Consider the following 21516-nt stretch of genomic DNA (forward strand, 5'->3'; position numbering starts at 1 on the left):
CGGGCGCCCCGGAACGTCGGGAGGTCGTCTGATGGAGGCCGCGGCCCTGCGGAACTCCGTTCCTCCTGGCCGGGCGGGAACCTTCCTCGGCTTCGTCGCGACGGTGGTGGCGCTGGCCGTCCTGGTCTCCGCCGTACCGCTCGGTGCGCTGCCCGGCCAGACCCCGCACCTGCCGGTGGCCTTCTGGGTCATGGTGGTGCTCGCCGTGGGCTGCGACGCGCGGCCGTTCACCCCACCCGGCCGGCGGCAGAGCCCGGCCGTGTTCCCGTCGGTCTGCTTCACCTTCGCGATCCTGGTCGGTTGGGGCCTCGGGCCGGCGATCGCGGTGCAGGCCGCGGCGGTGCTGGTGTCCGGCGCCCGGATGCGGCACGCCGCCTGGCGGACCGCGTTCAACATCGCCCAGTACGCCTGCGCGCTGGCCGCCGCCGCGGCGGTGACCCGGCTGGGCGGCTACCCGGACTTCGCCGGTGGGCGGGCGCCGGGCTGGCCGGACGTGGCGGTCCTGACCGCCGCCGTGGCGGCCTGGTTCGTGGTCTCGTACGGCCTGGTCACACTGGCCATCCGGTTCCGGTTCGGCACCGGCTGGTGGCGGGTGGTCCGCCAGGGGTTGGTCTTCGAACTGCTCGCCACCGGCTCGCTGCTGCTGCTCGGCCCGGTGCTGCTGGCCGCGGCGCGGCAGAGCGCGGCGCTGATTCCGTTGGTCCTGGTGCCGCTGTTCGCGGTGTCCCGGATGTCCCGGCTCTCCGGCGAGCAGGAGCGGGTGGCCCGGCTGGACCCGCTGACCGGACTGGCCAACCGGAAGGCCCTGGTCACCGAGATCGTGGAACAGCTCCCGCTGCACAACGAGCAGGTGCCGGTGACGGTCCGGGTCCCGGCCCCGGCCGGTCGGGCCGGCTCCGGCGGCGCGGAGCGCACCGGCCGGCGGTTGGCGCTGCTGCTGCTCGACCTGGACCGGTTCAAGAACGTCAACGACGCGCTCGGGCACGCCGTGGGCGACCGGTTGTTGATCGAGGTCGGTCGGCGGCTCACCGAGGTGGTCCGCCCCGGCGACCTGGTGGCCCGGCTCGGCGGTGACGAGTTCGCCATCGTGGCGCCCCGGTTGGCCGACGCCGAACACGCCCGCGAGCTGGCCGACCAGGTGGTCGCCGCGCTGGCCGAGCCGGTGCCGCTGGACGGCCTGCCGCTGGACGTCGGCGGTTCCATCGGCGTGGCGCTCTATCCCGACCACGGACGGGACTTCGAGACCTTGATGCGGCACGCGGACGTGGCGATGTACGACGCCAAGCACCGCGGCGACACCGTCGCGGTGTACGCGCCGGAGTCCGACCACAATTCGCCGGAGCGGCTCAGCCTGCTGGCCGACCTGCGCCGGGTCCTGGAGACGCCGGGCGGCGGGCCGGGGGCGGGGTCGGGCGGTGCCCCGGGCGACGACGCCGGTGAGATTACCATGTACTACCAACCGCAGGTCGCCATCGACACCGGCGAGGTGGTCGGGGTCGAGGCGTTGCTGCGCTGGCGGCACCCGGCGCGCGGCATGGTCGACCCGGAGGAGCTGATCCGGGTCGCCGAGCAGAGCGCGGTGATGCGGCTGCTCACCCGGCGGGTGATCGACGACGTGGTGGAGCAACTGGCCAAGTGGACGGCGGCCGGGCTCGACCTGCGCGCGGCGGTCAACGTCAGCGTCCGGGACCTGCACACCGGTGAGATCGTCGAGCAGATCGCCGACCGGCTGGCCCGGTACGGCGTACCCACGGCGAGCCTCCAGTTGGAGATCACCGAGGGGGCGCTGATGGCCGACCCGCGGCGGGTGCTGGCCACCATCTCCCGGCTGGACAAGCTCGGGGTGGCCATCTCGCTGGACGACTTCGGTACCGGGTACTCGTCCATGCAGCACCTGCGCCGGCTGCCGCTGTCCGAGGTCAAGGTCGACCGGTCGTTCGTGCTCGGGATGGCGGTCGACGCCGACGACGCCGCCATCGTCCGCTCCATGATCGAGCTGGCCGGCGCGCTCGGGCTGCGGGTGGTCGCCGAGGGGGTGGAGGACGAGCGCACCTGGCGGCTGCTGCGGGAGGTCGGCTGCGACGTCGCCCAGGGCTGGTTCTACGCCCGGCCGATGCCGGCCGACGACCTGATCGCCTGGCTGGCCCGGTACCGCCCGCTGCCCGGCCCGGCGAACCCGACCGGCGCCCGGCACGGCCGGCCGAGCGGGCCGGGGGACTGAGCGGCCCGGCGCCCGACACGGCCGGCCGAGCGGCGCCGGGGGCCGAGCGGACCGGACCGGGGAGGGTGGGGCGGGACGCGGCAGGGGACACAAATAGACTCGCTCCGGTCACGGCGCGCACGGCAGGCTGTGCCGGGACCCGGTGGAAGAAGACCGTTCAGCACGAACCGAAGGGGGCACGATGGCCGCCATCTCCCGCGAAGAGGTAGCGCACCTGGCGCGCCTGTCGCGGCTCGCCGTCACCGAGGAGGAGTTGGACACGTTCGCCGGCCAGCTCGACGTGATCCTGCAGTCGGTGGCCCGGGTCGGCGAGGTGGCCGCCGCGGACATCCCGCCGACCTCGCACTCCGTGCCGCTGAGCAACGTGCTGCGCGAGGACGTCGTGGTCCCCGGACTGAGCCGGGACGAGGCGCTGTCCGGCGCCCCGGACGCCGACCAGGACCGGTTCCGCGTACCCCGAATCCTGGACGAGGATGTGGCGTCGTGACCGATGTGACCAGAATGACCGCCGCGGACATCGCGGCCGGCGTCGCGGGCGGCGAGCTTTCCGCCGTCGAGGTGACCCGGGCCCACCTGGACCGGATCGCCGCGGTGGACGACCGGGTGCACGCCTTCCTGCACGTCGACGCCGACGGCGCGTTGGCCGCAGCGGCCGACGTGGACCGGCGGCGGGCCGCCGGCGAGCCGCTCGGCCCGCTGGCCGGCGTCCCGGTCGCGGTCAAGGACGTACTCGCCACCAAGGGCGTGCCGACCACCGTCGGGTCGAAGATCCTGGAGGGCTGGCGCCCGCCGTACGACTCGACCATCGTGCGGCGGCTGCGCGAGGCCGGCTCGGTGATGCTGGGCAAGACCAACATGGACGAGTTCGCGATGGGTTCGTCCACGGAATACTCGGCCTACGGGCCGACCCGCAACCCGTGGGACCTGACCCGCATCCCGGGCGGCTCCGGCGGCGGCAGCTCGGCCGCGCTGGCCGCGTACGAGGCGCCGCTGGCGATCGGTTCGGACACCGGCGGGTCGATCCGCCAGCCGGGCGCGGTCACCGGCACGGTGGGCGCCAAGCCCACCTACGGCGGCACCTCCCGGTACGGCCTGGTGGCGTTCTCCTCGTCGCTGGACACCCCCGGCCCGTGCGCCCGGACGGTGCTGGACGCCGCGCTGCTGCACGAGGTGATCGCGGGGCACGATCCGCGCGACTCGACCTCCATCCCGCAGCCGGTCCCGGACGTGGTCGCGGCGGCCCGGGCCGGCGCCGGTGGCGACCTGACCGGGGTGAAGCTCGGCCTGGTCACCGAGTTCTCCGGCGAGGGCGCCGAGCCGGGTGTGCTGGCCGCCTTCCGGGAGGCCGTCGACGCCCTCACCAAGCTGGGCGCCGAGGTGGTCGAGGTGTCCTGCCCGCACTTCCAGTACGCGCTGCCGGCCTACTACCTGATCGCGCCGAGCGAGTGCTCGTCCAACCTGGCCCGGTTCGACGGCGTCCGGTTCGGGCTGCGCACCGGGGACGACGGCAACCGGTCGCTGGAGGAGGTCATGTCGCTGACCCGGGAGGCCGGCTTCGGCCCCGAGGTCAAGCGGCGGATCATGATCGGCACGTACGCCCTGTCGTCGGGCTACTACGACGCCTACTACGGGCAGGCGCAGAAGGTGCGTACGCTGATCACCCGCGACTTCACCAGTGCGTTCGAGCAGGTCGACGTGCTGGTCTCGCCGACCACGCCGTTCGTGGCGTTCCCGTTCGGCTCGCGCACCGGCGACCCGTACCAGATGTACCTGGCGGACCTGTTCACCATCCCGACCAACCTGTACGGCGGGCCGGGCATCTCGGTGCCGTGCGGCCTGTCCGACGGGCTGCCGGTGGGTCTGCAGATCATGGCCCCGACGATGGCCGACGACCGGATGTACCGGGTCGCCGCCGCGCTGGAGTCGACCGTCGGCACCCTCACCCCACCGGCACTGTGAGGTGGTGGGATGTTGACGCGGATCGAAATCGACGGCTTCAAGTCGTTTCGTGGCTTCGCGCTGGACATTCAACCTTTTCTAGTAATCATCGGGAAAAATGCGGCAGGCAAGTCGAATCTCTTCGATGCGATTCAGTTTCTTAGCCGCCTAGCGGGAGATGGAGTGCTGGAAGCGGCTCAGCACATGCGGGGGGATGTGGTGGATCTTTTCCATCGGCACACTGACGGCAGCTCTGTCGACGTTATGACTTTTGCTGCAGAGGTGTTGCTGGATGGATGGGTTACTGACGCCTTCGGTGACACTGCTGAAGTCAATCACTCAAGGCTAAGGTACGAGCTGACGATTCAGCTGCGGCCGAGTGGACAAAGCGGGTCGAAACGTCCGTTCGTGGTCCGAGAGGTGGTTCGCCGCATCCGCCGCACCGACGACAGATGGATACAGCGATTCAGCTCCAGTCAACGAAAGCGGTTAGTTGCCTATCGGTCAGGTGCAGACCCTCTCGAGACTGAAGAGGATGAGCAGGGGCGCCCAGTCTTTAGCATTCGACAGCAGGGAAATCAGGGGCGTAAGCGTAAACTTCCGGCGACGGCTGCAACGGCGACCGTGTTATCCAGCCTGACGACCGCCACCGATTTTCCTCTTCTCTATGCTCTGAAGCGCGAGATGCAATCTTGGCGCTTGCTGCATCTAGATCCAAGTGCGCTTCGCGCGCCAGATTCGTATGACGATCCAGATAGCCTTGCCGCGAATGGTGGGCATCTGGCTAACACGTTGCGAAGGCTTGCCGACGAAACCGGTAACGATGATCGTCCGGAGGGCGTACTGAACGATCTCTCCGCGGACCTGGCCGCCGTGATTCCCGGGATCATCCGGGTCCAGCTGGCCGAAGATGATGCGCGAAGGCAGCGTCAGGTGGAGGTACTAACTCGAGAGGAAGCACCATTCTCGGCGCGAGTCGCGAGCGACGGGACTCTTCGTGCTATTGCGCTGCTCGCGGCATTGTATGATCCGCGTGGTGCTGGCCTTATTTGCTTCGAAGAGCCAGAAAACGGAATCTTTCCTCAACGGCTCGCGCAATTTGTTCGATATCTGCGGAATCTTGTTGATGCTGCGCTCGATGCCGATGTCGAGCGTACTTCATTAACGCAGCTAATCCTCAGCAGTCATTCGCCTGCGATTCTTCGAGCATTAGAGCCGGCAAACACGCAGCTTCGTGCGGATGCCGTTTTCATGGACGTTGTTAGTCGGGTGGCGCGGGGCGAGCCACGGAGTCGTGTTAGTCGATGGCGCTCCATTGCGGGAGCGCAGCAACTGACTATTGATGATGCCATTGACATCGGCAAGGTTGTCTCCCCTCGCGAAATTGCCGAATTTGAAGTTCTCGCAGAGCTGGGAACCTGATGCGGTATTTGACGTCTGCGCTTGTGTCTGAAGGTGTAACCGACGATCAGTTTCTACCGAGGCTACTTGCTCGGGCACTGGCCGAGATTTGTGTTACTGAGTTTGAAGATTCCGTCGAAGTCGCAGACGTTCAACCTTTACGCGACAGGCGGGGGCCATGTTCGGTCGGAGAAGTCATTGAACTTGTCGAACAAAATTCTGCAAGCTTCTTGATCATCTTCTTCCATCACGACCAAGGGGGGAGTGCCGAGCGTGTGGAACGCGAATGGTTGCAGCCATTACGGAACCAATGGGGAAGTCGGCCCGAACGGTTGGTGACTGTGATTCCTGTGCGAGAGACGGAGGCGTGGCTCCTTGCGGACGGAGAGGCGTTGCGTAACACACTCGGCGTTCGATGGTCGGATGCTGACCTGGGCCTTCCCCGGCGTGCGCGGGACGTGGAGCAAATTTCCGATCCAAAGAAGGTGCTTGATCAAATCATGTGCCGGGTAAGTCGGCCTGTCAGAAGCCATTACGGGCAGCTCGGTGAACTCATCTCATTGGAAAAGCTGCGTGAGGTGCCGGCATATCGGCGTTGGTGGGATGACAGTCGAGTAGCACTCGAGGCCCTCGGCTTTCGCCCGATCTGACCTGCTGCTACGGAGTGCGCGGCCTGCATGCAGGCCGCGGTATCTATAGGACTAGTCTGGTGAGCGTCTACTGAACGCCTTGGGGCTGGAGCTTATGACCACCACACTGCCCGCGTACGACGACGTCGTGGCGCGCTACGAGCCGGTGATCGGCCTGGAGACCCACGTCGAGCTGGGTACGAACACCAAGATGTTCTGCGGCTGCCCGACCGACTTCGGCGGCGAGCCGAACACCCGGGTCTGCCCGGTCTGCCTCGGCCTGCCCGGCTCGCTGCCGGTGGCGAACAAGGCGGCCATCGAGGCGATCATCCGGATCGGCCTGGCGCTGAACTGCTCCATCGCGGAATGGTGCCGGTTCGCCCGGAAGAACTACTTCTACCCCGACATGCCGAAGAACTTCCAGATCAGCCAGTACGACGAGCCGATCTGCGTGGACGGGTACCTGGACGTCGAGGTGGACGGCGAGCTGGTCCGGATCGAGATCGAGCGGGTGCACCTGGAGGAGGACACCGGCAAGTCGCTGCACGTCGGCGGCGCCACCGGTCGGATCCACGGCGCGACCGAGTCGCTTGTCGACTACAACCGGGCCGGCATCCCGCTGGTCGAGATCGTCACCAAGCCGATCACCGGCACCGGGGACAAGGCCCCGGCGGTGGCCCGGGCGTACGTCACCGAGCTGCGGGACGTCCTCCGCACGCTCGGCGTCTCCGACGTGCGGATGGAGGAGGGTTCGCTGCGTTGCGACGTGAACACGTCGCTGATGCCGGCCGGCGGCACCGAGTGGGGCACCCGGACCGAGACCAAGAACGTCAACTCGCTGCGTTCGGTGGAGCGGGCGGTCCGCTCGGAAATGCTCCGGCAGGCCGCGGTGCTGGACGGCGGCGGCCGGATCACCCAGGAGACCCGGCACTTCCACGAGGACACCGGGGACACCACGCCGGGCCGGTCCAAGGAGACCGCCACCGACTACCGGTACTTCCCGGAGCCGGATCTGGTGCCGCTGGCGCCGGACCCGGCCTGGGTGGCCGAGCTGAAGGCCGGCCTGCCCGAGCTGCCCCGGCTGCACCGCAAGCGGCTGCAGACCGAGTGGGGCCTGTCCGACCTGGACATGCAGTCGGTGCTGAACGCCGGAGCGGTCGAGCTGATCGAGCGGACGATCGCCGCCGGCAGCACCCCGGCCGGGGCCCGCAAGTGGTGGCTGGGTGAGTTGTCCCGGCGGTCCAACGAGGCCGGCGTCGAGCTGTCCGAGGTGGGCGCCACCCCGGTCCAGGTGGCCGAGCTGCAGCGGCTGGTCGACGAGGGCCGGCTCAATGACAAGCTGGCCCGTACCGTGCTGGAGGGGGTCGTCGCGGGCGAGGGCTCGCCGGCCGAGATCATGGCCGCCCGGGGACTGGAGGTGGTCTCGGACACCGGCGCGCTGACCACCGCCGTGGACGAGGCGATCGCCGCCAACCCGGCCATCGCCGACAAGGTGCGCAGCGGCAAGGTGGCCGCCGCGGGCGCGCTGGTCGGCGCCGTCATGAAGAGCACCCGCGGCCAGGCCGACGCCAAGACCGTCCGGGAGCTGGTGCTGGCCCGACTCGGCGTCGAGGGCTGACCGAGAACACTGACGCCTGCGCCGGGGCTCAGCCGGACCACACGGCGGAGAGTTCGGCGAGCTGCCGTTCGGCCCGGTCGCGGACCGCGACCGGGTCGACGCTTACCCGACGCAACAGTTCACCGGCCTCCGCGTCAGGCTGCTCGACCAGCGCGTAGAGCAGGTGGGTGGTCCCGGAGCCCGGATGACGCCGTTCCAGTGCGATCTCGTCGGCCCGGGCGAACGCCTTCGCGGTGGCCGCGCTGAGCAGCGGGTCGCCCGGCCGCGCCGATTCCAGCGCCTCGACCAGGATGGCCGGATCGGCGAGTTCCACCGGCCGGATGACCGTAGCATCGGCCAGCACCGCGACGGCGCGGACGCCGAGCTCGACCAGAATCCGTGCCCCGGCATTGGCCGCCTGGTATTCCGGCAACAGGTGCCGCCCCATTGCCCGGAGTTGTTCGTCCACCCACAGAACGGCGAGGACGGTGTGCTGGACAGTGACGGTCGGGTCGTCGAGCCGAACCGCCTGTCGCCGTTGCTCCGCCACGATCGGCTCGTACAACGGCCCCTGGCGGGAGACCCGCAGCAGCCACCGCCCGGCTTCCCGCCGCCACCGCTTCCGCCGGTCGATACTGCTGGACCGGCCGTCGTCGAGTGCCGACTCGAAGACGACCGGCTCGCGTTCGGCGCCGGACCGGTTCAGGTTGGGATCGGCGTCCAGCTGATCGCGCAGGCGCACGAGGTCGATTCCCTGCCGGCCCAGCTGCGCGACGGCGCGATTGCTGGGATCGTCGACGAGCCCGAGCATCAGGTGCAGCGCGTTGGCGACAGGCACCGCCGCCGTGTAGGCGCGCAGCAGCGTGGCGGCCAAGGCGGCACGCACTCCCGGGGCCCAGTCCGGTCGGCCGAGTTCCCGCCCGGCTCGGGAGGATCCGAGGAGAAGACGTAACGGCTGGTGATGGGTCCGGATCACCCGCCAGCGGGCCTCCCGCAACGCCGCGTCGATTTCGAACTCGAGCCCGGGCACCAGGATGGTCGGGAGCCGGCTGTCGTCGCCGGTCGCCGGATCACCGCGGAAGTGGATCCGTTCTCTGGCGTACCGCTCCGGCCACCGGAACTTCTCGAAGCCTTCCAGGCCCCGCAACGCCTGCCACAGGTGGTGCGTACCGATCTGCCGATCTGGGCTGAGTGCAACCGCCGAGTAGGCATAAGACAGCGCCTGGTGGGCGACGTGGCCCAGCCTGACCGCGCCGACCCGACCGAGCGGCTGATTGACCATCCTGGACCTCCGGTGGGGCGACCCGTCGACGACCCGGCCCGGTGTGGACGGCCCGCGGCGCGGGTGCCGTACACGGTAGTCCTGGGGATCAACCGGAGTCGACGCTCAACCTCGGGGCGCCGTACGCGCTCGGCCCGGCGGCGCGGGCGTTCGGCCCTCACCGGCCGACAGCCGGTCAGCGGGTGGGCGATGCCGAGCCGGTCGGACTGGTCGGCGTGGCCGGGCCGGGCGGCGCGGTCGATGGGCCGCGGGTCGGCGTCGGCGTCACCGGGGCCTTCAGATCACCCTTGGCCGGGTCGTTGATCACGTGCCGTTCCAGGCTGACCTGGGACTGGCCGGTCCCACCGACCTGGATGTCGTCGTACGCCTGGAGCATCTTCTTCTGGTCGAAGTAGAGCACCGACATGGTCAGCGGGGTCGGCTTCTCGCCCTCCAGGCCGCGCAGCCCGGCGCCCCCGGTGGAACCCTGCACCATCAGTTGGGTCGGCTGCCCGCCGGGCACCTCCGGCAGCCGCAGCACCTGCCGGGCGTGGGTGTGCCCGGCCAGCACCAACGGACAGGTCCCGCTGAGTGGACCGGCGGTCGCCGGGTCGTGCACCAACGCGATGTTGACCGGCGGTCGGGTGGCCCGCACGGTGGCCGCCAGCTTCTCGCCCGAGCCGATCAACTGGTCGGCCACCTGGCCGGTCAGCCCGGACCCGGCCGGTGAGGTCTCCTTGTCCGGGGTGAACCGCGGGTCGCCGATGCCGGCGATGGTCAGGCCGGCAACGGTGGTGGCCGAGTTGTCCAGCACGATCGCGTTGGGTTGCTTCCGCACCGCCGCCGCGGTGGTCGGCGAGTCGTGGTTGCCGCGAATGTAGACGTACGGCTTCTTGAGCAGGCCGATCGAGCCGACGAAGGACGCCTCCGGCTCGCTGCCCCAGTCGGTGATGTCGCCGGTGTCGATCACGACGTCGATGTTGAACTGCTCGACCACGGTCCGGATGAGCTGCCACGCCGACGGGTTGAGGTGCATGTCGGAGATGTGCAGCACCCGGGTGGTGCCCGGGGTGGGCTCGTACACCGGCAGCGCGGAGAGCGTGGTGTAGAGCTTGCTGACGTTGCCGACCAGGCGTTGGAGCTGTTCGGCGTACCGGCTGTAGTTGCTGCTGATCTGCCGCGCGTCGCCGATGATCGCCGGCGCGTTGACCAGCAGCCCCTCGTAGCGCGGTTCCTCGATCGCCTGGGGGTGCACGGTGGCTCCGGCGATGCCCAGGCTGCCGCCGGTGACGAGCAGCGCGAGCAGGCCCGACCAGGCCACCCGGCGGCTGTTCCGGAACACCAGGGCGGCCAGCACCAGGGTGGCCAGCAGCGCGGCGGCGACGGTCCGCAGGCCGAGCCGGATGGTCGCGCTGGTGACGTCCTGCACCGCCGTCTGGCTGACCTGGTTGATCGCGTCCGGATTGTTGATCAGCGCCTCGGTGCGCCGCTGGTCGAGCGCGCCGAGCTGGATCGTCAGGTGGGCCGGCCCGTCGTGGCTGTCGAGCTGCAGCGCGCCGAGCGGCGGGATCCGGACGGTGGTCCCCCCGCCGATGGTCGGGGTGATCGCCAGCTCGGCCCGGAACGGCCCGATGTCGGACTCCACCCGACCGCCGAGCAGCGCGCCGGTCACCACCCCGACCAGCGTCACGAGCAGGACGGCCAGGCCGATCCGGACGCGCCGGCCGTGGGTCGAGACGACCGCCCGGCCGACGGCGCGACCGCCGCCGCCCAGGGCTCCCGTGGCGCGGTCCAGCGCCCGGCGCACGCGCCGACCGGCGGGGTCCGGTGCGGCCCCGCCGGTCTGCTGGTCGTTCCGGCGCTCGTCCATGTGTAAATTCTGACCTGCCCCCGTTGAGATCTTGGCAAACGTCGAGAACCGGTGTCAGCTCTTGCCGGCGCCGCCGCCGGAGAGGACCAGCCGGATGATCCGGTCGTCGTCGGACCGGGGCTTGCCCCGGCCGTCGTGGTTCGAGGTGGTGATCCACAGCGAGCCGTCCGGCGCGACGACGACGGTGCGCAGCCGACCGTACTGGTTGGTGAACAGCGCGCGGGGTTTGCCGAGGACGCTACCGCTGGCGGTCAGGTCCACCAGCCACAGCCGCTCGCCGCGCAGGCAGGCGGTGACCACCGTCCGGTCCACGACGGCCACTCCGGAGCAGGACGCCTCGGTGGTCCGCCACACCTGCAACGGCTTGACGAACTTCGCGTCGCCGCCGGGTCCGGTCGCTGTCTCGTCGTTGCCCTCGACCTCCGGCCAGCCGTAGTTCTTCCCCGGCTCGATCAGATTGATCTCGTCCCAGGCGTTCTGGCCGAACTCCGAGGCGTACAGCCGTTTCTGCGCGTCCCAGGCGATGCCCTGCACGTTGCGGTGGCCCAGCGACCAGACCAGCGAGTTGGAGAACGGGTTGCCCGGCGCCGGCCTGCCGTCCGGCCGCATCCGCAGGATCTTGCCGCCGAGGCTCTTCGGGTCCTGGGCGTTGCCCCGCTGTGAGGCGTCCCCGGTGGTGGCGTAGAGGAAGCCGTCCGGCCCGAACGCCAGCCGGCCCCCGTTGTGGATGCCGGACAGCGGGATGCCGGTCACGATCGGGGTCGGCGGGGCGCCGAGGGTGAGCTTGGCGATCCGGTTGTCGGTGCCGGTGGAGTAGTAGACGAAGACGGTCCGGTCGGTCTGGTAGGCGGGCGAGACGGCGATCCCCATCAACCCGCCCTCGCCGTCCGCGTCGACCTCGGTGAGGGTCTGCACGGTGCTGACCTTCAGGCCGTCCGGGCCGGACTCCGGACCGACCTTGAGGATCTTGGCGCTGTCCCGCTCGGTGACCAGCGCGCCGCCGTCCGGCAGGAAAGCCACCCCCCACGGCACGCGCAGCCCTTTGGCCAGCACCGACGCCACCACCTGCTGGTCGGCGCCGGTGGTCGCGGACGGGGTGGGGAAGCGGGGCGGTTCGCCCGCCGGGTCCGGCGGGGGCCTACCGAACGAACAACCGGAGACGGCCAACACGGCCGCCGCGCACAGCGCGACGGCCGCACGCGTCCGGCCGGAGCGAGGGTACGGGGGACGAGCCTTCACACCGTTCACCCTAGTCGCCCCCACCGTTCCCCGACGTCACCCAGCGGTCACTTGTCGAGTAACTGAGTAATGGTGTAATCATGTAATTAGGAGGTGGATGATGAGAGAGAAGCACTTCGCAGGGCCTGGATGGGGACGGCCGGCGGGAGGGCGTGCCGAGCCGCCGCCGGCCGACGACGTCGCCGGTTGGGTCGCCGGTGCCGTCCCGGACGGCTGGTTCGCCGAACCGCCCCGGGTGGTGGTGGACCGGGACGAGATCCTGATCGTGGGTCGGCTCGGCGCGCCGACGCTGGCCGAGGACGCGACCGCTGCCGACCGGTCCGCGGCCGAGGCCGGCCGGATCAGCCAGCACCGGGAGGACACCCGGGAGCAACGCATCAAGATCGCTCAGCAGCTCGAACACCGCTACCAGCGCAAGGTCGCCTGGGGCGCCGAGTGCGGCGACAGCCGGGAGCTGTTCACGAACCTGTCCGTGCCGGTGATGACCCGACTGCGGCAACCCGAGCGGCAGGTGCTGGACACCCTGGTCGACGCCGGGGTGGCCCGGTCCCGGTCGGACGCGCTGGCCTGGTGCGTACGCCTGGTCGGTGAGCACACCGGCGACTGGCTGACCGAGCTGCGCGGCGCCCTCGGCGCGGTCGACGAACTGCGCCGCCGCGGCCCCGACGTCGGTTGAGACGCCGGCCGGCCGGCGACACGTACGCCGGCCGGCCGGCGCCCAGCCGGTGGTGGCCGGCGGGTGGCGCGTCAGCCGTGCCGGCCGGACCGGTTGACGGGCGTCCGGGGCCGCATGACCTGGAGACCGTCGAGCTGGACGAAGGTTTCCCGCTTGGCCACCTCCGCGAGCGGGGACTGGTCTACACCGTGCCGCAGCGCGGGACGTACGTCGGGCGGGAAGCCCTCACCACCTGAACGCGGCGGCGCGGCGCAGTGGCTATCGTCGGTCGGCGTGAAGGTATGGATTCCGCACGAGACGGGCCGGGAACTGCTCGGCGACATCCCCGACGGTGTCCTGGTGGAGGTCGCCGAGGACCCGACCAGGCCGCCGTCCGATCCGGCCGGGGTGCAGTTCTGGGTGCCGCCGTTCCTGGCCCAGGCGGACGCGGCCGATCTGGCCGTCGGGCTGCCCGACCTGCGGCTGGTCCAGTTGCTCTCGGCCGGGGCGGACGCCTGGATCGGTCGGCTGCCGGCCGGGGTCACCCTCTGCGACGCGCGCGGCGTGCACGACTCGTCCACCGCGGAGTGGGTGGTCACCGCGATCCTGGCCCACCTGCGGTCCTTCCCGGACTTCGCCCGGGCCCAGGCCCGGCACGAATGGGCCGACGTCGACTTCCTGCCCACCGACGAACTGGCCGGCAAGCGGATCCTGATCGTCGGCGCCGGGTCGATCGGGGCGGCGCTGGCCGCCCGGCTGACGCCGTTCGAGGTGGAACTGACCCGGGTGGCCCGCACCGCCCGGCCGGCCGAGGGCGTGTACGGCGTCGACGACCTGCCCGGGCTGCTGCCCGCCGCCGACGTGGTGGTGCTGATCGTGCCGCTCACCGACCGGACCCGCGGCCTGGTGGACGCCCGGTTCCTGGCCGCGATGCGGGACGGCGCGCTGCTGGTCAACGGCGCGCGGGGGCCGGTGGTGGACACCGACGCACTGGTGGCCGAGACCTCGTCGGGCCGGCTCGGCGCCGCTGTCGACGTCACCGATCCCGAGCCGCTACCGGCCGGGCATCCGCTCTGGGACCTGCCGAACGTGCTGATCACCCCGCACGTCGGCGGCGCGGTACGCGGGCTGCTGCCCCGTGCCTACCGGCTCGTCGGGCGGCAACTGCGCCGGTACGTGGCCGGCGAACCGGCGCTCAACGAGGTCGTCGACGGCTACTGAGCCGGTCGGCCGCGAATCCGTCGGGCACCCACGCGCCAGGTTCCGCTAACGGTCCAGGTTGCGGCCGCTCGCGGCGACCAGGCGGGGCAGGTCGGCGACCCGGACCGCGGGCAGCGGGGTGCGTCGGCCGTCGGTGAGCAACGCCACCGCGCGGCCCTGCTCGTCGCCGGCCAACTCGCGTACCTCCGGCCAGCCGATCCGGCGCTGCGCGAACAGGGCCCGGACGCGCAGGCCGGTCCCGTCCGCGTCGGTGCCCGCCCGCCAGGACCAGACCCCGATCGCGACCGGGATGAGCAGGATCGGGGTGAGGAACCAACGGACACTGGCCAACGGCAGGGCACCCAGGAAGGCGATGATCGCGGCCACCCAGATCGCCTGGCTGTGCCGGAAACGGACGAGATCGGCGCTGCTCACCTGGCAATTTTCGCATCCGGTCCGACCGTCGGAGCCGCGGGTGGTGCGCCGCCCGCCCTGGAGGCGGAAGAATCACTGTTGCGTAACCGAAACCCCGATCGATCGTTGAGGTGGTGGCCCGGTTCTCGGCCGGTGTCGCCCGTACCGTCCGTGAACCCCTCACAAAGGCCCCTTCGTGTCCGGAGCGCAGCACCCCGAGGCGCCGGCCCGCTGGTTCCTGCCGCGGCCGTTGGATGTCGTCACCGTCGTGGTGGCGGCCGTCGGGGTGCCCGTCGCCGCACTGGTCGGGCTGTCGGCGTACCGGGTGGTGGCCGGCACGGTCGGCGTGGCCGCCGGGATCGCCACCGTCCGGCTGGTCCGGCTGGCGCTGGCCATCCACGCCGACCAACGCAGCTTCGGCCCGTGCCGGGGCGCCGGCTACCTCGGGATGGGCGCGCTGGCCACCGCCCTGACCGCCGGCGCGCTGCCGCTGGTCGCGCCCGGCGGCCGGGCCTCGCTGGCCTTCGTCGGACTGTCCGCCGCCGTCGCCATGTATTTGCTGGGCATGCTGTTGCTGCCCGGCGCCGCCCGTACCGTGGCGACCCGGCTGCGTCGGGGGTTCGACGGTCTCAGCCTGGCCGCGAGCCTGGCCTTCGCCGGCTGGGTGGTGCTCCCGCCGGTGGCCCGCCCACCGCTGGTGCTGGCCGCCGCGTTGATCGCGGCCGGGGCGCTGTCGATCTTCACGGTCACCGCGCTGCGCGCCTTCGCGCACCGGCCGGCCGCCTGGCTGTGCGGGTCGGGTGCCGGCGTCGCCGTGCTCGGCCTGACCGGCCTGGTGACGGCGTCGGCGCTGGGTCGCCCCGGCTGGTTGCCGCCGGTCGCGGCGGTGGCGATGTGCCTCGGCCCGGCGCTGACCGTCGTCGGCGCCCGGGCCGCCGAACCGGTGGGCCGTCCGGTGCCACCCGACGCGCCGGAGGTGCAGCTGGCGGCGTACCCGCTGCTCACCGGCCCGGCGGTGGTGGCGACACTGGCGGCGGTCTACCACCTGACCCGGTACGGCGGCTTCGACCGCACCGCCAGTCTGATCGGGCTCGCCGCCATCCCGGCCCTGGTGGTCCGGGAGATCCTCGCCGTCCTGGACGTGCGCCGGTACGCCCGGCGGCTGGCCGCGCAGGAGGCGCACTTCCGGTCGCTGGTGTCCGGCGCGAACGACCTGATCCTGATGGTCGGCGACGACCTGCTGGTGCGCTGGCAGTCACCGGCCGCCGCCCGACTCTTCGGGCTCTCCGACGCCGAGGTGGTCGGCCGACCGTTCGCCGACCTGATGCACCCCGACGACGCCGGGGACGTCACCGCCGCGTTCACCCGGGTGCTGGCCCGCCGGCCCGGCGCGGCGCCCACGCCTCCGCTGGTCACCGCCCGACTGCGGGACGGCCACGGCGACCTGCGGCAGACCGAGTCGACGATCAGCGACCAGCGGCAGGTGCCGGAGGTGGCCGCGCTGGTGGTGCACGTCCGCGACGTCGGCGAACGGCACCGGCTGGCACACACCCTGCACCAGCTCTCCTTCACCGACCAGCTCACCGGGCTGGCCAACCGTCGGGAGCTGATGCGGGCCATCGTCACCCAGCGGGCGGTCGCCGGGCACACCGGCGCGGTGCTCGTGATCGAACTGCACGGGCTGGCCGGCATCAACGACGTCCGGGGCCGGACCGTGGGGGACACCGTGCTGGTCGAGGCGGGTCGACGGCTGCGGGCGGTGGCCGGCCGGGACGACGTGCTGGCCCGGCTGACCGGTGACGAGTTCGCGGTGTTGACGGTGGACGGGCCGATGCCGGCGTACGCCCTGGGCACCCGGCTGGTCGGCGCGCTGACCGAGCCGTACCGGTTGCCCGGCGCCACCGTGCACCTCCAGGCCAGCATCGGCCTGGCCGAGCTGTCCGGCGGCGACGACGTGGAGAACGTGCTGCGCCGCGCCGGCCTGGCCCGCCGACGGGCCGGCCAGCTCGGTCGCAACCGGGTCGAGTGGTACGACGCCTACCTGGAGCAGGAACTGGTCCGCCGGCTGGACGTCGAACGGGAACTGCCCGGCGCGGTGGCCCGGGGCGAGTTCGATCTGGCCTACCAACCGATCGTCGAGCTGCGGGACGGGCAACCTGCCGGCGTCGAGGCGTTGTTGCGTTGGCGCAGTCCGGTCTTGGGTACGGTGCTGCCCGCCGAGATCTTCTCGTCGGCCCGGGACCTCGGCATCACCGAGGAGATCGGGCAGTGGGTCCTGCATACCGCCTGCCGGCAGCTCGCCCGCTGGTCGGCCGGCGGCCGAACCCTGTGGATGTCGGTCAACGTGCTGCCCGAGGAACTGGTCGCGCCGGGTTTCGTCAGCCGGGTGACCGAGACGCTGGCCGCGCACCGGCTGGCGCCCGAACGCCTGGTGGTGGAACTCGCCGAACCGCGACTGACCGATCATCCGCAATCCGTGGTCAGCCAGCTCGCCGGGCTGCGCGCGCTGGGCGTACGGACCGCGCTGGACGACTTCGGCAGCGGCCAGGCGTCGCTGGTGCACCTGCGCCGGCTGCCGGCGGACTTCGTCAAGATCGACAGACGGCTGGTGACGGACCACACCAGCTGGCAGGGCTCCGACCGGCCGTTGATCGACGTGGTGGTCAGCCTGGGCCGTCGACTCGGCCTGGAGATCGTCGCGGAGGGACTGGAGTCGACCGCCCAGGTCGACCAGGCGCGGGCGGCGGGATGCCGCTACGGGCAGGGCTTCGCCCTCTCCCACCCGGCCCCGCCGGAACGGGTGGAGGCGTACCTGGAGGAATTTCCCACCGCGTCCCGCTGACGGACCCTCGTGATCGCGCCGAGCCCGACCGGAGCGGGCCGGAATCCGGCCGGCCGGTACGGGCCCGGCGCGATCGACGACGGGGACTCAGTCGCGGGCGAAGCCCGGCATCGGGTAATCCGCCAGCAGGTCGGCGACCTCACCGGCGATGCGGTCGAGGCCCGCCTCGTCGTCCTTGATCGCCGCGTCGATGGCGGCGTCCATCCAGGCCGCCACCTGCGGCATCCGCTCCTCGGTGAGGCCGCGGGTGGTCAGCGCGGCGGTGCCGAGCCGGATCCCGGACGGGTCGAACGGCTTGCGGGTGTCGTACGGGACGGTGTTGTAGTTCAGTTCGATGCCGGCCCGGTCCAGCGCCTGCGCGGCCGGCTTGCCGCCGATCCCCTTGCCGGTCAGGTCGGCCAGGATGAGGTGGTTGTCGGTGCCGCCGGAGGAGAGGGCGAAGCCGCGTTCGGTCAACGCGGTGGCCAGCGCCTTCGAGTTGGCGACGATCTGGTGGGCGTACTCCCGGAAGGCCGGCTCGGCCGCCTCGCGCAACGCGACCGCGATGCCGGCGGTGGTGTGGTTGTGCGGGCCGCCCTGCAGGCCGGGGAAGACCGCCTTGTCGACGGCGGCGGCGTGCTCGGCGGTGGTCATGATCATCGCACCGCGCGGGCCGCGCAGGGTCTTGTGCGTCGTGGTGGTGATCACGTCGGCGTGCCCCACCGGCGACGGGTGCGCGCCACCGGCGACCAGACCGGCGATGTGCGCGATGTCGGCCACCAGCACCGCGCCGATCTCCCGGGCGATCTCCGCGAAGCCGGCGAAGTCGATGATCCGGGGCACCGCCGTACCACCACAGAAGATCACCTTGGGCCGCTCCCGGAGCGCGGTGTCCCGCACCTCGTCCAGGTCGATCCGGCCGGTCTCCTTCGAGACGTTGTACCGCACCGGGGTGAACCACTTGCCGGTGGCCGAGACCGACCAGCCGTGGGTGAGGTGACCGCCCATCGGCAGCGACATCCCCATCACCTTGTCACCGGGGGAGAGGAACGCCAGGTAGACGGCCAGGTTGGCGGGCGAACCGGAGTACGGCTGGACGTTGGCGTGGTCGACGCCGAACAGCTCCCGGGCCCGCTCGATCGCCAGCGTCTCGATCTGGTCGACGAACTGCTGACCCTCGTAGTACCGGCGGCCGGCGTAGCCCTCCGAGTACTTGTTGGTCAACACGGTGCCGCTCGCCTCCAGCACCGCCTGCGAGACGTAGTTCTCCGAGGCGATCATCCGCAGCTTGTCGTGCTGGCGCCGCGCCTCACCCTCGATCAGGGCGGCCAGTTGCGGGTCCGCGGCGGTCAGGCCGGGCATCGGGGGTACGTGCACGAGGTCTCCTCCTGGCTTGTCGACACTTGCCGGCGGCGAGCATAGGCCCGCCGCGCGGGAGCGGAACGCCGGCCGGTGTCCGCCGGACGGCCTGGTCATGCTGGTCGACGTGCACCCAGGCGCGCGGTGCACGCTTCCGGTCGCTCCCCGGTGGTCGCTTCCACCTCGCCGCGCCAGTCGCGAGTACGCCGCCGATGCTATCCGGTCCGCCCCGCGCCGTCCGGCCCGGCACGGCACGGGGCGACCGGCGTGTCCGCCCGGCGGGGCGGCGGGGTGGTCAGCCGGGGTGCGGGCGGCGGGGTGGGGCGGTGCTGCCGCGCGGGCTCAGCCGCGCGGTCTCGTCCTGGTACGGGCCGACCGGCTCGCCGGCGATCGCGGCCAGCAGACGGCGGGCGGCGTGCGCGCCGTACGCCGGGATGTCCCGGCCCAGGGCGGTCAGCGGCGGGTGCACCAGCCGGCACAGCGGCGAGTCGTCCCAGGCGACGATGGACAGGTCGGTCGGCACCACGATGCCCATCTCCTGCGCGACCGACAGGCCGGCGACCGCCATGACGTCGTTGTCGTAGATCACCGCGGTCGGGCGGTCGGCGGAGCTGAGCAACCGGCGGGTGGCCCGGGCGCCCTCCTCCCCGGTGTAGTCCGACGGCACGGAGACCGCGTCGGCGACGCCGAGGCGTTCGCAGATGACGGTGAACGCTGCCGACCGGATCTCGGTGTGCAACAGGCCGGCCAGGCCGCCGACCCGGGCGATCCGCCGGTGTCCGAGCGCGATCAGGTAGCGGACCGCCTCCTCCAGCGCGGCCGCGTCGTCGGACCACACGTTGGCCAGCCCGCCGCTGTGTCCCGGACCGCCGATCACCACCGCGGGCAGGCCCAGCTCTTCCAGCACCGGCACCCGCCGGTCGTCGATCCGCAGGTCGCAGACGAGTACGCCGTCCACCCGACGCTCGCCCCACCACCGGCGGTAGACGGCGATCTCCGCGTCCGGGTCGGCGACCACCTGGAGGGTCAACGCGTAACCCCGGTCCGACAGGGTCGCCTCCACGCCGCTGATCAGCTCCATGAAGAACGGCTCGATGCCGAGGACCCGGGCCGGTCGGCACAGGGTCAACCCGACCGCGTTGGCCGAGGCGCCGGAGAGCGCCCGGGCGGCGCTGCTGGGGTTGAAGCCGATCTCCCGCGCGATGGCCTGGATCCGTCGCCGGGTGGCCTCGGAGACCCCCGGTTGCCCGTTCAGGGCGTACGAGACCGCACCCTTGGAGACCCCGGCCCGCCGGGCCACATCCGCGATCGTGGGCCGCTTCAACGATGCTCCTTCGCTCGGTGCGCGACGTCCGGCCGGTTCTGACTCCCGCACGGTACCGAGGCCCGGATGTCGGGGCGCACCTACCTGTTCGGTCAAGGGTAGGCAGACCGGCGGGCCGGGGCCACGATGCCCGTATTGGCCACCGCCGGTACCCGGCCGTGCTGGCTAGCCTCCGACCATGCACCCACTACTCGCCGACGACCTGGCGTCCCTGCCGGACCTGCTGGAAACCACCCGCGGCGTCGCCGAACGGGCACTCGCCGGACTGGACACCCGCCCGGTGGTGGGCGACCCGCAGGCTCCGCCCGCGGATCCGCTGCCACGCGAGGGTGTCGGGCTGGCCGGCGCCCTGGCGCGGTTCACCCGGCGGTGGGAGCCGGGCTTCTCCGCCAGCGCCGGCCCGCGGTACCTCGGTTTCGTCACCGGCGGCGCCACCCCGGCCGCCGTCGCGGGGGACTGGCTCACCAGCGCCTACGACCAGAACGCCGCCTCCGGCGAGGACTCCTCGGCCGCGGCGCTGGAACGGGAGACGGTCCGTTGGCTGGCGGAGATCGTCGGTCTCGGCGACCGGCACGTCGGCAGTTTCGTCACCGGCGCGACGATGTCCACCTTCGTCGGCCTGGCGATCGCCCGGGAGTGGCTCGGTGAGCGGCTCGGCGTCCCGGTGGCGGAGGCGGGCGTGTCGGCGTTGGGTTCGGTCCCGGTGCTCTCCGGCACCCCGCACTCGAGCGTCTACAAGGCGCTGTCGATGCTCGGCCTCGGCCGCCGCAGCGTACGGCTGGTGCCCGTACCGGCCGGGCGGGAGGCGGTCGACGTCGACGCGCTCGGCGAGGCGCTGGCGGCGCTGGACGGGCGGCCGGCCGTCGTCGTGGCCAACGCCGGCACGGTGAACACGGTCGACTTCGACGACCTGCGGGCGATCGCCGCGCTGCGCGAACACCACCCGTTCTGGCTGCACGTGGACGCCGCGTTCGGCGGTCTCGCGGGACTGTCCCCGGCGTACGCGTCGTTGCTGGACGGGATCGCCGAGGCCGACTCGGTCTGCGTCGACCTGCACAAGTGGCTCAACGTGCCGTACGACGCGGCGGTGCAGTTCACCCGGCACCGCGACCTGCAGACGCGGGTCTTCCAGAACACCGCCGCGTACCTGGGCGAGCTGACCGACGAGCCGGACTTCCTGCACCTGACCCCGGAGAACTCCCGGCGGTTGCGCGCGCTGCCGGCGTGGTTCTCGCTGACCGCGTACGGGGCGGACGGGCATCGCGACATCGTCGAGCGCAACGTCGCCTCGGCGCGCCGGCTCGGCGAGCGGCTGGCGGCGCTGCCCGGCGTGCGGCTGCTGGCGCCGGTGCGGCTCAACGTGGTCTGCTTCGCGCCGTCCGGCGACCCGGCCGCCGTGGTGCGGGCCGTGGCAGAGTCCGGGGAGACGTTCCTGACCCCCACCGTGTACGCCGGCACGCCCGCGCTGCGGGTCGCGTTCAGCAACTGGCGCACCGACGAGGCCGACGACGACCGGATCTTCGAGGCCCTGCGGGCCGCGCTGGCGAAGGCCGCGGCATGACGGTACGGCTGGGCCGGGTCGGCTCG

The 21516-nt window shown here is 71.7% G+C and carries 17 protein-coding genes and 1 riboswitch; of the genes, 11 read left to right on the plus strand and 6 right to left on the minus strand.

Going from position 1 to position 21516, the window contains the following annotated elements; all coding sequences use genetic code 11:
• Positions 1-31 precede the first annotated feature (31 nt).
• The 6 genes from ACFOX0_RS03330 to gatB all read left to right on the plus strand — a co-directional run bounded on the left by ACFOX0_RS03330 (position 32) and on the right by gatB (position 7807).
• The gene (locus ACFOX0_RS03330; RefSeq protein WP_377541967.1) at positions 32-2221 is read left to right on the plus strand and encodes a putative bifunctional diguanylate cyclase/phosphodiesterase; all 2190 of its coding nucleotides are present in this window, start codon (positions 32-34) and stop codon (positions 2219-2221) included.
• A 181-nt stretch (positions 2222-2402) separates the two neighbouring features.
• Positions 2403-2708, plus strand: a complete 306-nt coding sequence (gene gatC, locus ACFOX0_RS03335) for an Asp-tRNA(Asn)/Glu-tRNA(Gln) amidotransferase subunit GatC (protein WP_377541968.1) — start codon at positions 2403-2405, stop codon at positions 2706-2708.
• The gene (gene gatA, locus ACFOX0_RS03340; protein WP_377541969.1) at positions 2705-4180 is read left to right on the plus strand and encodes an Asp-tRNA(Asn)/Glu-tRNA(Gln) amidotransferase subunit GatA; all 1476 of its coding nucleotides are present in this window, start codon (positions 2705-2707) and stop codon (positions 4178-4180) included. The genes gatC and gatA overlap by 4 nt, the downstream gene beginning before the upstream one ends.
• A gap of 9 nt (positions 4181-4189) precedes the next feature.
• Positions 4190-5581: an AAA family ATPase gene (locus tag ACFOX0_RS03345; RefSeq protein WP_377541970.1), complete on the plus strand. Its 1392-nt coding sequence runs from the start codon at positions 4190-4192 to the stop codon at positions 5579-5581.
• Positions 5581-6210, plus strand: coding sequence for a DUF4276 family protein (locus tag ACFOX0_RS03350; protein ID WP_377541971.1), 630 nt, complete (start codon positions 5581-5583; stop codon positions 6208-6210). The genes ACFOX0_RS03345 and ACFOX0_RS03350 overlap by 1 nt, the downstream gene beginning before the upstream one ends.
• A 94-nt stretch (positions 6211-6304) precedes the next feature.
• Positions 6305-7807 (plus strand): Asp-tRNA(Asn)/Glu-tRNA(Gln) amidotransferase subunit GatB, encoded by a 1503-nt coding sequence (gene gatB, locus ACFOX0_RS03355; protein WP_377541973.1) that lies wholly within the window; start codon positions 6305-6307, stop codon positions 7805-7807.
• Between the two features lie 28 nt (positions 7808-7835).
• Here gatB and ACFOX0_RS03360 read toward each other — a convergent pair whose 3' ends face one another.
• The 3 genes from ACFOX0_RS03360 to ACFOX0_RS03370 all read right to left on the minus strand — a co-directional run bounded on the left by ACFOX0_RS03360 (position 7836) and on the right by ACFOX0_RS03370 (position 12156).
• Positions 7836-9068, minus strand: coding sequence for a Clp protease N-terminal domain-containing protein (locus ACFOX0_RS03360; RefSeq protein ID WP_377541974.1), 1233 nt, complete (start codon positions 9066-9068; stop codon positions 7836-7838).
• A gap of 175 nt (positions 9069-9243) precedes the next feature.
• Positions 9244-10917 carry a metallophosphoesterase gene (locus ACFOX0_RS03365; RefSeq protein WP_377541975.1) on the minus strand — a complete coding sequence of 558 codons (1674 nt, stop codon included), beginning with the start codon at positions 10915-10917 and terminating at the stop codon, positions 9244-9246.
• 54 nt (positions 10918-10971) lie between these two features.
• Positions 10972-12156, minus strand: coding sequence for a PQQ-dependent sugar dehydrogenase (locus ACFOX0_RS03370; protein ID WP_377541976.1), 1185 nt, complete (start codon positions 12154-12156; stop codon positions 10972-10974).
• Between the two features lie 100 nt (positions 12157-12256).
• Here ACFOX0_RS03370 and ACFOX0_RS03375 point away from each other — a divergent pair, with 100 nt between their 5' ends.
• Genes ACFOX0_RS03375 through ACFOX0_RS03385 form a run of 3 tightly spaced genes read left to right on the plus strand, consistent with a single transcriptional unit; the run spans position 12257 to position 14032 of the window.
• A complete protein-coding gene (locus tag ACFOX0_RS03375) occupies positions 12257-12832 on the plus strand; it encodes a hypothetical protein (protein ID WP_377541977.1) in 576 nt (191 codons plus the stop codon).
• Entirely contained in the window at positions 12829-13068 is a 240-nt protein-coding gene (locus ACFOX0_RS03380; protein ID WP_377541978.1) for a hypothetical protein, read from the plus strand. The genes ACFOX0_RS03375 and ACFOX0_RS03380 overlap by 4 nt, the downstream gene beginning before the upstream one ends.
• 37 nt (positions 13069-13105) lie before the next feature.
• Positions 13106-14032: a 2-hydroxyacid dehydrogenase gene (locus ACFOX0_RS03385; RefSeq protein WP_377541979.1), complete on the plus strand. Its 927-nt coding sequence runs from the start codon at positions 13106-13108 to the stop codon at positions 14030-14032.
• Between the two features lie 45 nt (positions 14033-14077).
• Here the strand turns inward: ACFOX0_RS03385 and ACFOX0_RS03390 are convergent, their stop codons facing one another.
• Complete coding sequence (locus tag ACFOX0_RS03390) at positions 14078-14446, minus strand: PH domain-containing protein (protein WP_377541980.1); 369 nt, start codon at positions 14444-14446, stop codon at positions 14078-14080.
• Between the two features lie 175 nt (positions 14447-14621).
• Here ACFOX0_RS03390 and ACFOX0_RS03395 point away from each other — a divergent pair, with 175 nt between their 5' ends.
• Entirely contained in the window at positions 14622-17267 is a 2646-nt protein-coding gene (locus ACFOX0_RS03395; RefSeq protein WP_377541982.1) for a putative bifunctional diguanylate cyclase/phosphodiesterase, read from the plus strand.
• Positions 17268-17354: 87 nt separating this feature from the next.
• Here the strand turns inward: ACFOX0_RS03395 and ACFOX0_RS03400 are convergent, their stop codons facing one another.
• Positions 17355-18623 carry a serine hydroxymethyltransferase gene (locus tag ACFOX0_RS03400; RefSeq protein ID WP_449288845.1) on the minus strand — a complete coding sequence of 423 codons (1269 nt, stop codon included), beginning with the start codon at positions 18621-18623 and terminating at the stop codon, positions 17355-17357.
• 106 nt (positions 18624-18729) lie between these two features.
• A riboswitch (ZMP/ZTP riboswitch) is annotated at positions 18730-18814 on the minus strand.
• 86 nt (positions 18815-18900) lie between these two features.
• Positions 18901-19929 carry a LacI family DNA-binding transcriptional regulator gene (locus ACFOX0_RS03405; protein ID WP_377541983.1) on the minus strand — a complete coding sequence of 343 codons (1029 nt, stop codon included), beginning with the start codon at positions 19927-19929 and terminating at the stop codon, positions 18901-18903.
• Positions 19930-20107: 178 nt separating this feature from the next.
• Between ACFOX0_RS03405 and ACFOX0_RS03410 the strand changes: the two genes are divergently transcribed.
• On the plus strand, positions 20108-21490 hold the full coding sequence (locus tag ACFOX0_RS03410) for a pyridoxal phosphate-dependent decarboxylase family protein (protein ID WP_377541984.1): 1383 nt from the start codon (positions 20108-20110) through the stop codon (positions 21488-21490).
• Positions 21491-21516: the final 26 nt, after the last annotated feature.

The sequence above is a fragment of the Micromonospora zhanjiangensis genome (assembly GCF_042650605.1).
Classification (GTDB): domain Bacteria; phylum Actinomycetota; class Actinomycetes; order Mycobacteriales; family Micromonosporaceae; genus Micromonospora_J; species Micromonospora_J zhanjiangensis.

Bases quoted from the DNA above. Each gene is read 5' to 3' on its own strand.
- ACFOX0_RS03330 (WP_377541967.1), top strand. From the start codon at position 32: ATGGAGGCCGCGGCCCTGCGGAACTCCGTTCCTCCTGGCCGGGCGGGA.
- gatC (WP_377541968.1), top strand. From the start codon at position 2,403: ATGGCCGCCATCTCCCGCGAAGAGGTAGCGCACCTGGCGCGCCTGTCG.
- ACFOX0_RS03345 (WP_377541970.1), top strand. From the start codon at position 4,190: ATGTTGACGCGGATCGAAATCGACGGCTTCAAGTCGTTTCGTGGCTTC.
- ACFOX0_RS03350 (WP_377541971.1), top strand. From the start codon at position 5,581: ATGCGGTATTTGACGTCTGCGCTTGTGTCTGAAGGTGTAACCGACGAT.
- gatB (WP_377541973.1), top strand. From the start codon at position 6,305: ATGACCACCACACTGCCCGCGTACGACGACGTCGTGGCGCGCTACGAG.
- ACFOX0_RS03360 (WP_377541974.1), bottom strand. From the start codon at position 9,068: ATGGTCAATCAGCCGCTCGGTCGGGTCGGCGCGGTCAGGCTGGGCCAC.
- ACFOX0_RS03365 (WP_377541975.1), bottom strand. From the start codon at position 10,917: ATGGACGAGCGCCGGAACGACCAGCAGACCGGCGGGGCCGCACCGGAC.
- ACFOX0_RS03375 (WP_377541977.1), top strand. From the start codon at position 12,257: ATGAGAGAGAAGCACTTCGCAGGGCCTGGATGGGGACGGCCGGCGGGA.
- ACFOX0_RS03410 (WP_377541984.1), top strand. From the start codon at position 20,108: ATGCACCCACTACTCGCCGACGACCTGGCGTCCCTGCCGGACCTGCTG.